10 protein-coding genes are annotated in these 14,373 nt (G+C 72.5%); 9 read left to right on the top strand and 1 reads right to left on the bottom strand.

The window, feature by feature from the left end:
* Positions 1 to 260: 260 nt before the first annotated feature.
* The 6 genes from J7E94_RS27820 (at position 261) to J7E94_RS27795 (ending at position 9,124) form a co-directional block, all read left to right on the top strand.
* Positions 261 to 2,249 carry a glycogen debranching N-terminal domain-containing protein gene (locus J7E94_RS27820; protein WP_215019558.1) on the top strand — a complete coding sequence of 663 codons (1,989 nt, stop codon included), beginning with the start codon at positions 261 to 263 and terminating at the stop codon, positions 2,247 to 2,249.
* Positions 2,250 to 2,371: 122 nt separating this feature from the next.
* Positions 2,372 to 3,118, top strand: coding sequence for an NUDIX domain-containing protein (locus J7E94_RS27815; protein ID WP_215019557.1), 747 nt, complete (start codon positions 2,372 to 2,374; stop codon positions 3,116 to 3,118).
* Positions 3,119 to 3,273: 155 nt separating this feature from the next.
* The gene (locus J7E94_RS27810) at positions 3,274 to 5,073 is read left to right on the top strand and encodes an ATP-binding cassette domain-containing protein (RefSeq protein WP_215019556.1); all 1,800 of its coding nucleotides are present in this window, start codon (positions 3,274 to 3,276) and stop codon (positions 5,071 to 5,073) included.
* A 137-nt stretch (positions 5,074 to 5,210) separates the two neighbouring features.
* Positions 5,211 to 6,152, top strand: a complete 942-nt coding sequence (locus J7E94_RS27805) for a FadR/GntR family transcriptional regulator (RefSeq protein ID WP_308345483.1) — start codon at positions 5,211 to 5,213, stop codon at positions 6,150 to 6,152.
* A 367-nt stretch (positions 6,153 to 6,519) separates the two neighbouring features.
* On the top strand, positions 6,520 to 8,100 hold the full coding sequence (locus J7E94_RS27800; protein ID WP_215019554.1) for an RNA polymerase sigma factor: 1,581 nt from the start codon (positions 6,520 to 6,522) through the stop codon (positions 8,098 to 8,100).
* Positions 8,101 to 8,197: 97 nt separating this feature from the next.
* On the top strand, positions 8,198 to 9,124 hold the full coding sequence (locus tag J7E94_RS27795; RefSeq protein ID WP_215019553.1) for a serine protease: 927 nt from the start codon (positions 8,198 to 8,200) through the stop codon (positions 9,122 to 9,124).
* Positions 9,125 to 9,310: 186 nt separating this feature from the next.
* Here the strand turns inward: J7E94_RS27795 and J7E94_RS27790 are convergent, their stop codons facing one another.
* Positions 9,311 to 9,547, bottom strand: coding sequence for a hypothetical protein (locus tag J7E94_RS27790; RefSeq protein ID WP_215019552.1), 237 nt, complete (start codon positions 9,545 to 9,547; stop codon positions 9,311 to 9,313).
* Between the two features lie 447 nt (positions 9,548 to 9,994).
* On the opposite strand from J7E94_RS27790, the gene J7E94_RS27785 reads away from it, so the two are divergent.
* From J7E94_RS27785 to J7E94_RS27775, 3 genes are all read left to right on the top strand, one after another.
* Positions 9,995 to 12,115, top strand: a complete 2,121-nt coding sequence (locus J7E94_RS27785) for a type IIA DNA topoisomerase subunit B (RefSeq protein ID WP_215019551.1) — start codon at positions 9,995 to 9,997, stop codon at positions 12,113 to 12,115.
* 138 nt (positions 12,116 to 12,253) lie between these two features.
* Positions 12,254 to 12,739: a DUF485 domain-containing protein gene (locus J7E94_RS27780; RefSeq protein WP_215019550.1), complete on the top strand. Its 486-nt coding sequence runs from the start codon at positions 12,254 to 12,256 to the stop codon at positions 12,737 to 12,739.
* A complete protein-coding gene (locus J7E94_RS27775) occupies positions 12,736 to 14,328 on the top strand; it encodes a cation acetate symporter (protein ID WP_215019549.1) in 1,593 nt (530 codons plus the stop codon). Before J7E94_RS27780 ends, J7E94_RS27775 begins: the two co-directional genes overlap by 4 nt.
* Positions 14,329 to 14,373: the final 45 nt, after the last annotated feature.

Raw genomic sequence — 14,373 nt, 5'->3', positions numbered from 1 at the left:
CCGAGTGCGAGTACGAGTACGAGTACGAGTACGAGCCAGTGTCCGCGGCCGAGGTCGCGCCCGCCCCGCTGTGGTGCTCCGATGCGACGGCTGTGGGGCGCCGTGGGCGCGGCGCTTCGCCGCCGTCTTCGCCCCGGGCGGGCGCGGCCGGGGCCCGGGCCCGTGACCCAGGCGGGGGCGGGGCGTTCAGCTGGGGGGTGGTGGGGGCCCGGCCGCGCCGCCGCCCAGCTGAACCGACCGGAGCGCAGACAAGGCGACACATGTCTCACCCCGCATCTCCCCGACCACCCGGCTTGCCTGCTGCCCGCAGGCCCGAACTGCCGCCCGTGCACGGGGCCGTGATCTGCGTGGCGGCGCCCTGCCTGGCCATCTCACCGGAGCACGGCCAGCTCACCGGGCGGGGGATCGACGGTATCTACCGCTCCGGGCGCCGACTGCTCTCCCGCTGCGTGCTGCGTGTCGGCGGCCGGGACCCGGTGGCCGTCCAGGGACGCAGCCTCGGGGCGGACCGGGCCGCCTTCACCGCCACGGTGCGTACCGGCGCGGACCCCGGCCCAGACCCGGACATCGGGGTGGAACGGATCCGGCACGCCGACGGCACCGAGCGGATCACCCTGCGCAGCTTCACGGCCCGGACGGTCCGCCTCCCCGTGGAGGTCCTGCTCGGTACCGACCTGGCGGAGCTGGCCGCGGTCGCCGCCGGCCGGGCCGGCCCCGAGCTGCCCGCCGGGGTGCACGCCGCCGGGCTGCGCTGGAGCACCGGCGAGACCCAGGCCGTGACCGTCGCCGAGCCGCCGCCGGACGATGCCCTGGCCTCCTCCGGACTGCTGCGCTGGCAGCTCGAACTGGGTCCCGGCGAGTCCCGCACCATCGAACTGCGGACCACGCAGGACCGCGTCGCGCGGGCTCCCGCCGGACAGGTGGCGAACCCGTTGGCCGAAGCCCGGGCCGAAGGGGACGACCCGCGCGTCGAGACCTGGTTCCGGACCGGCATCGAGGACTTGGGCGCGCTGCTGCTGAGGGATTCCGGGGAGCCGGGAGACGCCTTCGCGGCCGCGGGGGTGCCGTGGCGGCTGGGACTGGCCCCGGCGGAGTCGCTCTGGGCCGCCAGGATGGCGCTGCCGCTCGGGACCGGGCTCGCCGCGGCCACGCTGCGGATCCTGGCCCGCAGCCAGACCGGCGGACGGGACCCGGGCGCGGGGAAGATCCCGGGTCCGCTGCGCGGGGCGGGCCCGCAGCTCCCGCCGGGCTGCACCGGCACGGAGGCGACCCTGGCCTTCCCGGCGGTGCTCGCCGAAGCCCGGCTGTGGGGGATGCCGGAGGAGGAGGTGGCCCTGCTGCTCCCCGCCGCCGAGCGGTGCCTGGACTGGCTGCGCGGCGCATTCGGGGAGGACGGCTTCGTCGCCGATCCGGATCCGGGGCCGCGGCGCTGTGAGACCCAGGCCCACGCCCACCGGGCCGCCCTGCTCGGCGCCGACCTCCTGGCCGGGTGCGGGCGGCCCGGCGCCGAGGAGTGGCGGGACCGGGCGGCCGCACTGCGCGAGCGGTTCCGGACCGGATTCTGGATCGACGGCCCCGACGGCGGCCGTCCCGCAGCCGCCCTGCACCCCGACGGCCGGCCGCTGCCCCGCCTGACCGGGGCCGCCGCGCACCTGCTCGACACCGGGCTGCTCGGCGGCGGCCGACTCGCGCAGGGGCTCCTGGACCCGGTCCGCACCGAGCAGCTGGCCCGGCTGCTCGGAGCCCCCGCCATGGACTCGGGCTGGGGGTTGCGGAGCATGGCCGCGAGGGAGCCGGGGCACAACCCGTTCGGCCACCGCTCGGGCGCGGTGCGGGCGTACGAGACGGCCGTCGCCGTGGTCGGCCTGGCCCAGGCGGGCTTCGAGAAGGAGGCCGCCGGCCTGCTGCGGGGCCTGCTGGACGCGGCGGAGAGCTTCGGCTACCGGCTGCCGGAGATGTACGCGGCCGAGCAGCGGACCTCCGGCAGTGCCCCGCTCCCGCACCCCGCGGCCTGCCGCCCGGCCGCGGTGGCCGCGGCGGCCGCGGTCCACGTCCTGACGGCTCTCGCCGGGATCCGCCCCGACGCCCCCGCCGGCACGGTCGCACTCACCCCCCTCGCCGGCGCACCCCTGGGCGCACTCCGGCTCTCGGGCCTGAGGGTGTCGGGGGAGCCCTTCGCCGTGCGGGTCAGCCGGCTCGGCCTCGGCATGGTGGAGGAGGCCGCCGATGCGCTCCAACTGGGCGGTTAGGGGGCGTTCGGCCTATCGGGTCGGACCGCGCTCGGGCCGGCGACAGCTCCCGGCTGCCGGATCGGCGCCTTCAAGGTCGCCAAAGCGCTGTTTATCGTCAGGGAGACGACTATGATCGCGTCATGTCGCCCTACGACCCGTCGGCTTTTCCGCCCTTTGCCGTCACCGTCGACCTGGTCGTGCTCACCGTACGGCGCCACGCGCTCTGTGCGCTGGTCGTCCGGCGGGGTGAGCAGCCGTTCCAGGGGCGCTGGGCGCTGCCCGGCGGATTCGTGCGCGCCGACGAGGATCTGGCGGGGGCCGCGGCCCGCGAGCTCTCCGAGGAGACCGGGCTCTGTGCGCACGACCCGGCCGTTCCCGGCGTGGGCAACGGGGCGCATCTCGAGCAGCTGGCGACCTACGGCGACCCCAAGCGGGATCCGCGGATGCGCGTGGTCAGTGTGGCGCACCTGGTGCTGGCTCCGGACCTGCCTGCGCCCCGGGCGGGCGGGGACGCCAACAGCGCGCGCTGGGCCCCCGTCGACGAGCTGCTGGCAGTCACCGATCAGGCGTCCGCAGGGCTGGCCTTCGACCACGCCCGGATCCTCGCCGACGGCGTCGAGCGGGCCCGTTCGAAGATCGAGTACTCCTCGCTGGCCACCGCCTTCTGCCCGCCCGAGTTCACCGTCGGGGAGCTTCGCCGGGTCTACGAGGCCGTCTGGGGCGTGGCCCTCGACCCGCGGAACTTCCACCGCAAGGTCACCGGGACCCCCGGATTCCTGGTGCCCGCCGGGGGGACCACGACCCGTCAGGGCGGCCGCCCCGCCCAGCTGTTCCGGGCCGGCGGCGCCACCCTGCTCAACCCGCCGATGCTGCGCCCGGAGGTCTGACACCCCGGCACCGGCCCCGCCGCCACCCGTGGCGAGGGCGGCGGCAATATCGGCATCCCATCGGACCGGTTGCGCAGTAAATCGGACATATCGCGCTATCTTGCTTGCGGTACTCACCCTGCCGCAGAGCGGTCTCACCCCCCGCGAGAGAAGCGATGCTCCAGGCCATCGGACTCACCAGCACCCCCCGCCACAACGCCCCGCCCCTCGTGGACGACCTCACCTTCGAGGCCCGCCCGGGGAGCGTGACCGCCCTGCTCGGCGAGCCGGGATCGGGCAAGACCACCGCACTGCGGCTCATGCTCGAACTCGAGCCGGGCCGCGGCGTCACCTACTTCCGCGGTCGCCCCCTGCACCGGATCCCACACCCCGCCCGTGAGGTGGGCGTGGTGCTCGGCGACGCCCCCGGCAACCCGTCGCGGACCGTCCGCAACCAGCTGCGGATGCTCTGTGCCGCCGCCGGGGTGCCCGCCTCGCGAGCCGACACCATGCTGGAGGTCGTCGGTATCGCGGGCCTGCGGGACCACCGGCTCGGCTCGCTCTCGCTGGGCATGGAGCGCAGGGTCGCGCTGGCGGCGGCGCTGCTCGCCGACCCCTGCACCCTGCTCCTGGACGAGCCCGGCGCCGGACTCTCCGCCCGGGAGCGGAGCTGGCTGCACGGGCTGCTGCGCGGACACGCCTCCCTCGGCGGAGCGGTGCTCTTCACCACCGACGACGCCAAGGACGCCGCCCGCAGCGCCGACCGCGTCGTCAGCATCGAGGCGGGCCGGCTCGTCGCCGACCAGGACGCGGCCGAATTCGCCCGGACCCGGCTGCGCCCGCGGGTCGCCGTGCGCACCCCGCACGCGGCCCGGCTGGCCGACGTACTGGGCCGGGAGGCCCGGGCCGCCCAGCGCGCGGTGGAGATCGTCGAGGAGAGCGGCAGCCGCCTGTCGGTGTACGGCAGCAGCTGCGCCGAGGTCGGCGAGGCGGCGTTCCGACACGGGGTGCTCGTCCACCAGCTCGCCGACGAGACGGGTGTCGGCGGCGCCCCGGCGTCACCGGTCCCGCACGCCCGCGCCGCGACCGCGGCGGCCTCCGGAGCCACCGCCGACGCCCCCACCGCCGCCGCTTCCGAAGAGGCCGCCGGCGGACAGTCCCGGCGCGGCCGCTCCCGTCGGCCCGCCTCGGCGGTGCGCCGCGTCGGCGGCCCGCTGCGTCCGCTGCGCTACGAACTGCTGCGGGTCTTCGGCACCGCCACACCGCTCCTGACCGCCGCACTCGTCGTGGCCGTCTCCGTCCTCACCGCGCTGGTGCTGGCCAAGGCCGGGCACACCCCGCAGAACCGGTTGCTCGCCGCCTGGCCGGAACTCCTGCCGCTGCCGCCCGCCGCCCTCGGCGCGGGCCTGCTCGGCGCCCTTGCCTTCGGTGAGGAGTACCGCTACCCCGCGCTCGCCGCCGATCGCGGCACCGTGCCCCGCCGGATGGGACTGCTCACCGCCAAGCTCGGAGTCTGCGCCGTGCTCGCCCTGCTGGTCGGCGCCTTGGTGGTGGCGGCCGACGCCGCGACCCTGGCGCTCGTCTTCGGCAGCGGCCCGCTGCGCACCCCGGCGGAGTGGCTCTCCCCGGGCGCGAGTTGGGCCGGGCTGCTCATCGGCTGCGCCTGGGCCGGTGTCCTGGCCTCCGGCGTCTTCCGCTCCGCCACGGCGGGCCTGGCCGCCGTGCTCGCCGTGCCGGTGATGGTGGTTCCGCTGGTGCGCAAGGTGCTGGAGGGGCCGTCCGCCTACCCGGTGACCGGACTCGCCGCCCGGCTGCGCGGCCTGACCTGGGTGCAGTGGCCCCCGGAGGCGGACCGCCTTGTCCTGGGGGCCTTGCGTGTGATGGCCCAACCCGTCGGCACGGCGCTGGTGTTGTCGCTGATGGTCCTGTTGTGCGCCTATGGGTTCACCGGACTGCGCAGCAGGGTCCGTTGGTGATCGTTCCGGTGTCGGAGAAGTGCCGGAGACGACCGTTGCGGTTCACCTCGCGTGAAGCGGACCGCAACTCCGCGCAATAGGCCCGGTTCTTTACGATAAGTCGTCAATTGCGCAGGTGGCACCGATCACCCTTTCGTGTGCTTTTCACCAAAGACCTCAAGGGTCGTGGAGACACGGCCGACAAAGGATTCGTGAGTACCCTTGCGCACACCATGATGACCGCCGCCCGCCATGCCGACTCCGGCCTCGCCGGCCCGGGCGAACTCGACCGCTACCCCTACGCGGAGGCCCCCGGGTCCGACCGCGTCGGAGCGCCCCACTGGGACGGCGCCGACGTCGAGTTGAGCCGGGTCGGCCGCCGCGCCGCCGGCAGCCGGGGCCGCGGACTGCACGGCCAACTCGTCCAGCAGCTCGGTCAGATGATCGTTTCGGGCGACCTCGGAGCGGACCGTCCTCTGGTCCCCGAGGAGATCGGCCAGCGGTTCGAGGTCTCCCGTACCGTCGTCCGCGAATCCCTGCGGGTCCTGGAGGCCAAGGGCCTCGTCAGCGCCCGCCCGAACGTCGGCACCCGGGTCCGCCCCGTCGCCGACTGGAACCTGCTCGACCCCGACATCATCGAGTGGCGGGCCTTCGGCCCCCAGCGCGACGACCAGCGCCGCGAGCTGGGCGAGCTCCGCTGGACCATCGAACCGCTCGCCGCCCGCCTCGCCGCCGGCCACGGCCGCCCGGACATCCAGCAGCGCCTCGCCGACATGGTCGAGATCATGGGGCACGCCCTCGGCCAGGGTGACTCGATCACCTTCGCCCGTGCCGACAACGAGTTCCACGCGCTCCTCATCCAGGCCGCCGGCAACCGCATGCTGGAGCACCTCTCCGGCATCGTCTCCGCCGCCCTCCAGGTCTCCGGCAGCCCGGTCACCGCCTGTGAGCGCCCGAGCGAGGCGGGCGTCGCGCACCACGCGCGCATGGTCGAGGCCGTCGCCGCCGGTGACGCGCTCGGCTCCGAGAACGCCATGCGCCAACTTCTGACGGTGCATCCGGAGGTCGAGCGCGTGGTTCCCGCCCCGCGCGAGCACTGACGGGCGGACGCGCGGGGGCGCGGGGGTGCACGACATGTCGCCGGGCCCGGTCGGGCCCGGCGACAGCCGTGTGCGAGGGCCGATTCGCGGCGTGTCGGTGCTGTCGTACCCACGCGTATGGCCCTATGACCGGCATTGGTGCATATGGAGTGTGACTCGGGCCACGAAGATTGGGCGTAACGCTCAGCGAGGTCACGCGATGACCTAAGAGGTGATGGCCGACGGAGGGAATACAGCAGCCCTTGCGGGCGCTGTGCAGCTCCCCGGCCCCTGCCCGCGCCCCCGGCCCATCCCCAGTCGGTGGTCGTCGGCTCCGGTCCAGCACACGAGGCCCGGGGTCGGAAGCCGTTTCCATCGTTCCGAGAGGTTGTTCGTGTCGGCCAGCACATCCCGTACGCTCCCGCCGGAGATCGCCGATTCCGAGTCTGTGATGGCGCTCATCGAGCGGGGCAAGGCCGAGGGGCAGATCGCCGGCGATGACGTGCGTCGGGCCTTCGAGGCTGACCAGATTCCTGCGACCCAGTGGAAGAATGTTCTGCGCAGCCTCAACCAGATCCTCGAGGAAGAGGGTGTGACGCTGATGGTCAGTGCCGCGGAGTCGCCCAAGCGCGCCACCCGCAAGAGCGTCGCAGCGAAGAGCCCGGCCAAGCGGACGGCCACCAAGACCGTGGCGGCGAAGACGACGGCTGCGCAGCCCGTCGCCGCCGCGGCCCCGGCGGCCGAGACGGCGGACCCGGACACCGTGGACGCTCCGGTGGAGGAGCTCGGCGCCGAGCCCCCCGCGAAGAAGACGGCGGCGAAGAAGACGGCGGCCAAGAAGGCCGCACCCGCGAAGAAGACCGCCGCCAAGAAGACAGCGGCGAAGAAGACCGCCTCCAAGAAGGACGCCGACGAGGCCGGTGACGAGGTGACCCCGGAGGAGGGTCCCGACGCCGCCAAGGCCGAGGCCGACGAGGAGGAGGAGGGCGGAGAGAGCAAGGGCTTCGTCATTTCCGACGACGAGGACGACGCCCCCGCCCAGCAGGTCGTCGTGGCCGGCGCCACCGCCGACCCCGTCAAGGACTACCTCAAGCAGATCGGCAAGGTTCCCCTCCTCAACGCCGAGCAGGAGGTCGAGCTCGCCAAGCGCATCGAGGCGGGCCTGTTCGCCGAGGACAAGCTGGCGAACTCGGACAAGCTGGCGCCCAAGCTCAAGCGCGAGCTGGAGATCATCGCCGAGGACGGCCGCCGCGCCAAGAACCACCTGCTGGAGGCCAACCTCCGCCTCGTGGTCTCCCTGGCCAAGCGCTACACGGGCCGCGGCATGCTCTTCCTCGACCTGATCCAGGAGGGCAACCTGGGTCTGATCCGCGCGGTCGAGAAGTTCGACTACACCAAGGGCTACAAGTTCTCCACCTACGCGACGTGGTGGATCCGGCAGGCGATCACCCGCGCCATGGCCGACCAGGCCCGCACCATCCGCATCCCGGTGCACATGGTCGAGGTCATCAACAAGCTCGCCCGCGTGCAGCGCCAGATGCTCCAGGACCTGGGCCGCGAGCCCACTCCGGAGGAGCTCGCCAAGGAACTGGACATGACCCCCGAGAAGGTCATCGAGGTCCAGAAGTACGGCCGCGAGCCGATCTCCCTGCACACGCCGCTCGGCGAGGACGGCGACAGCGAGTTCGGCGACCTGATCGAGGACTCCGAGGCGGTCGTCCCGGCCGATGCCGTGAGCTTCACGCTCCTCCAGGAGCAGTTGCACTCGGTGCTCGACACCCTGAGCGAGCGCGAGGCCGGCGTGGTCTCCATGCGCTTCGGCCTCACGGACGGCCAGCCCAAGACCCTCGACGAGATCGGCAAGGTCTACGGCGTCACGCGTGAGCGGATCCGCCAGATCGAGTCGAAGACGATGTCGAAGCTGCGCCACCCGTCCCGTTCCCAGGTGCTGCGCGACTACCTGGACTGACCGGTACGGGTCGACGGCGGGTGGCCGCGCGGGTGCGCACGGCCACCGGGCATCCCACTCTGGGTGGAGTCATGCACACTCGGAGTCAGGAGGCCTCATGCGTCGTCCCTTTGCCCGTGCTCTGGCGGGAGCGCTGACCCTGGCGGCGGGAGCGGCCGCCGCGCCGCTGGCCCAGATGCCGCAGGCGGCCGCTGACAGTGTGGTGATCGGCGGGAAGCCGGTGAAGGTCGCCGACAGCCCGTGGGTCGTGGCCCTGGCCAGCCGTGACCGGTTCGGGGGTACGCGGGGCGGCCAGTTCTGCGGGGGCGTCATCGTGTCCCCCACGAGGGTGCTGACCGCGGCCCACTGCCTGGGCCGGGAGGTGCTGGGCGGCCCGGTGGAGACGGTCGCCGACTTCCGGGTGATTGCCGGCCGTACGGAGCTGCGGGCGGGCGAGGGACGCGAGATCGCGGTGCGCGGGGCCCGGGTGAACCCGGACTACGACCCGAAGACCAACGCCGGGGACCTGGCCGTGCTGGAACTCGCCGAAGCCGTGCCCGCCCAGCACGTCCTCCCCTTGGCCGAGACGGGGCATCCCGCCTACGCACCCGGGACCGAGGCGGCCGTATACGGGTGGGGCGACACGAGCGGCTTCGGTGACTACGCGTACGCGCTCCGGGCCGCGCCGGTGACCGTGCTGGCGGACGAGGCGTGCGCGCGCGCCTACCCCGGTGACGCGGACGGGCAGTACCAGGCGCAGTCGATGGTGTGCGCGGGGGACGGCGGCGGAGGCAAGGACGCCTGCCAGGGTGACAGCGGGGGCCCGCTGGTGGCCCAGGGGCGGCTTATCGGGCTGGTGTCATGGGGGCGCGGCTGCGGGCGGGCCGACAGCCCGGGGGTGTACACGCGGGTCGCCGCGCTGGCCGGCTTCGTGACAGCCCCGGAGAAGGGCGAGCGGCCCGCGGGGGCCCTGGACGCCGAGCCGGGTGCCCGCAGGGGCTCCGGACCGGCTGCAGGGCCCGTATGGGGGCACCGTACGGGCTAGTGCCCGAGCCAGGCGGCAGCGGAGGGAGCCGGCGGCGCGGCGACGCGGAAAACGGGAAACCGCCCGTCCCCGAGGGGGCGGGCGGTCCCGGAAGTGAGGACGGGCGGCATCCCTGGGTCGCAGGGGCGCCGCCCATCGACCGGCCTGGCCGGTCCTGGCTCGTCGGATGCGAGGGACAGGCCTGTGTCAGCGGTCCTCGGGTTCGGCGGCATTGGCAGCCGGAGCGGACGTAAGCCGCTCGGTCTCATCCTGTATTTCCGCGGCGATCTTCTTGAGTTCCGGCTCGAACTTGCGACCGTGGTGGGCGCAGAAGAGCAGTTCACCGCCGCTCAGCAGGACGACGCGCAGATATGCCTGGGCGCCGCAACGGTCGCATCGGTCAGCGGCCGTCAGCGGGGTCGCGGGTGTCAGAACAGTAGTCACGTCGCCTCTTCTCTAGCTCGACGAGCTGTCGTACCAGGGTCAACATCCAACCAGGCCGAAAACGTTCCCGCTCGCGGCTTTTCCTCGAAACTTCCTTCCGAAGCTGGCCGGCTGCTGCCGGTTGGCGGCGAAGGAGCCGTATTGCGTTGCTTTACGGTTTCGCGTTGTCAGTCGTTCGCTTGTTGCAGTTCCATCCTCCCCCGGCTGAGCGCCAGGTTGTTCATGAGGACGTGCCCGAACCCTAAATGGTTCATGCCTGGAAGGGAACGTGATGTTTCTGTCACCCCCACGGGGGATCGAACAACCGTACGGATCTGGACTAGGCTGAGGAACGCGCGAGGGTGGCGTTGCATCGGCTCTACCTGGCCTCGGTACCCTTCGACCGGCAACCGAGCCACCCCTGCGCCCGACAGGGCCAGAAAAGAAATTCAGCGAGGAGCGAACTGCGTGACCGCCGACACGTCCGTGCCTTCCAGCGCGCTGCTGTCCGGAGCAGACCGGGACGGTTCCAACTACACCGCGCGGCACCTGCTCGTCCTCGAAGGGCTGGAGGCCGTCCGCAAGCGCCCCGGCATGTATATCGGCTCGACCGACAGCCGAGGCCTCCTGCACTGCCTCTGGGAGATCATCGACAATTCCGTCGACGAGGCCCTGGGCGGCTACTGCGACCACATCGAGGTGATCCTCCACGAGGACGCCTCCGTCGAGGTCCGCGACAACGGCCGCGGCATTCCCGTGGACGTCGAGCCCAAGACCGGCCTGTCCGGCGTCGAGGTCGTCATGACCAAGCTGCACGCCGGCGGAAAGTTCGGCGGCGGCTCGTACGCGGCCTCCGGCGGCCTGCACGGTGTCGGCGCCTCCGTGGTCAACGCCCTCTCCGCCCGCCTGGACGTCGAGGTCGACCGGGGCAGCTCCACCCACGCGATCAGCTTCCGCCGCGGCGTGCCCGGGATGTTCACCGAGCAGGGCCCCGACAGCCCCTTCGACCCCGCCAACGGCCTGCGCAAGGTCAAGCGGGTCCCCAAGGGCCGCACCGGCACCCGCGTCCGCTACTGGGCGGACCGCCAGATCTTCCTCAAGGACGCGCGGCTCAACCTGGAGACGCTCTACCAGCGAGCCCGCCAGACCGCCTTCCTCGTCCCGGGCCTGACCCTCGTCGTCCGCGACGAGCGGGGCATCGACGGGGCCGGCAAGACCGAGGAGACCTTCCGCTTCGACGGGGGCATCAGCGAGTTCTGCGACTACCTAGCCCAGGACAAGGCCGTCTGCGACGTGCTGCGCCTGACCGGCACGGGCACCTTCAAGGAGACCGTCCCGGTCCTCGACGACCGCGGCCACATGACCCCCACCGAGGTCACCCGCGAGCTCGGCGTGGACATCGCCCTGCGCTGGGGCACGGGGTACGAGACCAACGTCAAGTCCTTCGTGAACATCATCGCCACCCCCAAGGGCGGCACCCACGTCTCCGGCTTCGAGCGCTCGGTCGCCAAGACCGTCAACGAGGTCCTGCGCTCCGCGAAGCTGCTGCGCGTCGCCGAGGACGACGTGGTCAAGGACGACGCGATGGAGGGCATGACGGCCGTCGTCACCGTCCGCCTCGCCGAGCCGCAGTTCGAGGGCCAGACCAAGGAGGTGCTCGGCACCTCGGCCGCCACCCGGATCGTCGCCGCCGTGGTGGCCAAGGAGCTCAAGGCCTTCCTGACCTCCACCAAGCGCGACGACAAGCAGCAGGCCCGCGCCGTGATGGAGAAGATCGTCGCGGCCGCCCGGACCCGTATCGCGGCCCGCCAGCACAAGGAGGCGCAGCGCCGCAAGACCGCGCTGGAGACCTCCTCGCTGCCCGCGAAGCTGGCCGACTGCCGCAGCGACGACGTGGAGCGCAGCGAGCTCTTCATCGTCGAGGGAGACTCGGCCCTCGGCACGGCGAAGCTCGCCCGGAACTCCGAATTCCAGGCGCTGCTGCCGATCCGCGGCAAGATCCTCAACGTCCAGAAGTCGTCCGTCTCGGACATGCTCAAGAACACCGAGTGCGGGGCGATCATCCAGGTCATAGGAGCCGGCTCGGGCCGGACCTTCGACCTCGACGCCGCCCGCTACGGGAAGATCGTCCTGCTCGTCGACGCCGACGTCGACGGCGCGCACATCCGCTGCCTGCTGCTCACGCTCTTCCAGCGGTACATGCGGCCGATGGTCGAGGCGGGCCGGGTCTTCGCGGCCGTGCCCCCGCTGCACCGGATCGAGCTGGTCCAGCCGAAGAAGGGCCAGGACAAGTACGTCTACACGTACTCGGACAACGAGCTGCGCCAGACCCTCCTGGAGTACCAGCGCAAGAACATCCGGTACAAGGATTCGATCCAGCGCTACAAGGGCCTCGGCGAGATGGACGCGGACCAGCTGGCGGAGACCACCATGGACCCCCGCTTCCGCACCCTGCGCAGGATCAACATCGGCGACCTGGACTCGGCCGAGCAGGTCTTCGACCTCCTCATGGGTAACGAGGTCGCCCCGCGCAAGGAGTTCATCACGAGCTCCGCGGCCACCCTGGACCGCTCGCGCATCGACGCCTGACCCCGCGACCGGCACACCCGGGCTGTTCACTCCATCACCTGAAGGGGTGAACAGTGCCGGGACACCAGTCCGGAAAGGGTCCATTCCGCACATCCTTGTGGGCACGCGGCCAATGCGGCAGCGGACAAGGAGAGTTCGGTGGACAAGCACGAAGGTCGTGATGCCGGAACGATCCGGCTGGACGACCCCTGGTACGACGCGCTGGCCGTCGGCTGGGGCGAGGGCGGGGAAGCGTCCCCGCCGACCCCGGCCCCCGACGGCCGCCCCGGGCCCGGCGCATCCGAGATCTACCTCGAGGTGCAGCGCAGCGCTGCCTTCCAGGAGGTCCGCAGCCGCTACCGAAGGTTCGTCGTCCCCGCGACCGCCGGCTTCTTCCTCTGGTACGTCGCCTACGTGGTCGCCGCCACCGCCGCACCCGGCGTCATGGCCCGGCCCGTGACCGGCGCCGTCAACGTGGCCATGCTGGCGGGGCTCGGCCAGTTCCTCAGCACCTTCCTGCTGACCTGGGCGTACGCCCGGCACGCGCGACTGCGCCGGGACCGCGCCGCGCTCGACCTGCGCTGGACCGTCTTCGAGCAGGAGCGCGGCCAGGAGCGGAACCGGGCGAGGGGGACCGGCCGGTGACCACCGAGCACCAGACCCTCGCGCTGATCCTGTTCAGCGTCTTCATCGCGGTGACCCTGGGTATCACCACCTGGGTCAGCCGCAACCGGCACGGGTCGGCGGAGGAGTTCTACGCCGGCGGGCGGCTGTTCTCCCCTCTGGAGAACGGTTTCGCCATCGCGGGCGACTACATGTCCGCCGCCTCCTTCCTCGGCATCTCCGGGCTGATCGCCCTCTTCGGCTACGACGGCATGCTGTACTCGGTGGGGTTCCTGGTCGCCTGGCTGGTGGTGCTGTTCCTGGTCGCCGAGCTGGTCCGCAACTGCGGGCGCTTCACCCTCGCCGACGTGGTGGCCGCGCGGATGAGCGAGCGGCCGGTGCGGATCGCGGCCGGCACCTCCTCGGTCGTCGTCTCCGTGCTCTACCTCGTCGCGCAGATGGTCGGTGCGGGGAGTCTGGTCGGCCTGCTCCTCGGTAGCTCCGGCACCGCGGCACGGACGCTCACGGTGATCGGTGTGGGAGCGCTGATGGTGGTCTATGTGTCCTTCGGCGGGATGCGGGCCACCACCTGGATCCAGATCGTGAAGGCAGTGCTGCTGATGGGCGGGACGATCACCCTGACCGTGCTCGTGCTGCTGCGCTTCCACGGGAACTTCGACCAGCTGCTCACCAGCGCCGCCGAGCGCAGCGGGCACGGGCTCCGCTTCCTGGGCCCCGGCCTCAAGTACGGCGGCGACTGGACCGCCCGGGCCGACTTCATGAGCCTCGGCCTCGCGCTGGTCCTCGGAACCGCCGGGCTGCCGCACATCCTGTCGCGCTTCTACACGGTGCCCACCGCGCGGGCCGCGCGCCGGTCGGTGGTGTGGGCGATCGCGCTGATCGGCGGCTTCTACCTGATGACCATCGTGCTCGGCTTCGGGGCGGCCGCGCTGGTGGGCCCCGACGCGGTGCGGGCCTCCAACGCCTCCGGGAACACGGCGGTTCCGCTGCTCGCCGCCTTCCTCGGCGGGGGCGCCGAGTCCACCGGGGGCGCGGTGCTCTTCGCCTTCGTGGCCGCCATCGCCTTCGCCACCATCCTCGCCGTGGTCGCCGGGATCACCCTGGCCTCCTCGGCCTCCGTCGCGCACGACCTGTACGCCTCCCTCAAGCGCAGGCACGCCAGGCAGCGCAGCGAGGTCTCCGTGGCCCGGGTCGCGGCCGTCGGCATCGGGGCGGTCGCGATCGCCCTCGGGCTGCTCGCCCAGAACCTCAACGTGGCCTTCCTGGTGGGACTGGCCTTCGCGGTGGCGGCCTCGGCGAATCTGCCGGTCCTGCTGTACTCGCTCTTCTGGCGCGGGTTCACCACGCGGGGTGCCGTCTGGGCGGTGTACGGCGGCCTGATCCCGGCGGTGCTGCTGGTCGTGCTCTCGCCCGTGGTCTCCGGGAGCCCCGAATCCCTCTTCCCCGGGGTGGATTTCCAGTACTTCCCGCTCCAGAACCCGGGGATCGTCTCCATCCCGCTGGGCTTCCTGGCGGGCTGGCTGGGCACCGTCACCTCGGGCGAGGAGGCGGACGAGCGCAAGCACGCCGAGACGGAGGTCCGTTCGCTGACGGGGGCCGGGGCCGTCTGAGCGCCGCCGGCCGGTCCCCCTCGGCCCGTCCTCCCCGCCCGCCCC

Source organism: Streptomyces sp. ISL-94 (assembly GCF_018614075.1).
GTDB lineage: Bacteria > Actinomycetota > Actinomycetes > Streptomycetales > Streptomycetaceae > Streptomyces.
Note: the sequence above shows the minus strand (reverse complement) of the source record. Positions and strands in the feature narration are given on the sequence as shown.

Bases quoted from the DNA above. Each gene is read 5' to 3' on its own strand.
- J7E94_RS27810 (WP_215019556.1), top strand. From the start codon at position 3,274: ATGCTCCAGGCCATCGGACTCACCAGCACCCCCCGCCACAACGCCCCG.
- J7E94_RS27795 (WP_215019553.1), top strand. From the start codon at position 8,198: ATGCGTCGTCCCTTTGCCCGTGCTCTGGCGGGAGCGCTGACCCTGGCG.
- J7E94_RS27820 (WP_215019558.1), top strand. From the start codon at position 261: ATGTCTCACCCCGCATCTCCCCGACCACCCGGCTTGCCTGCTGCCCGC.
- J7E94_RS27815 (WP_215019557.1), top strand. From the start codon at position 2,372: ATGTCGCCCTACGACCCGTCGGCTTTTCCGCCCTTTGCCGTCACCGTC.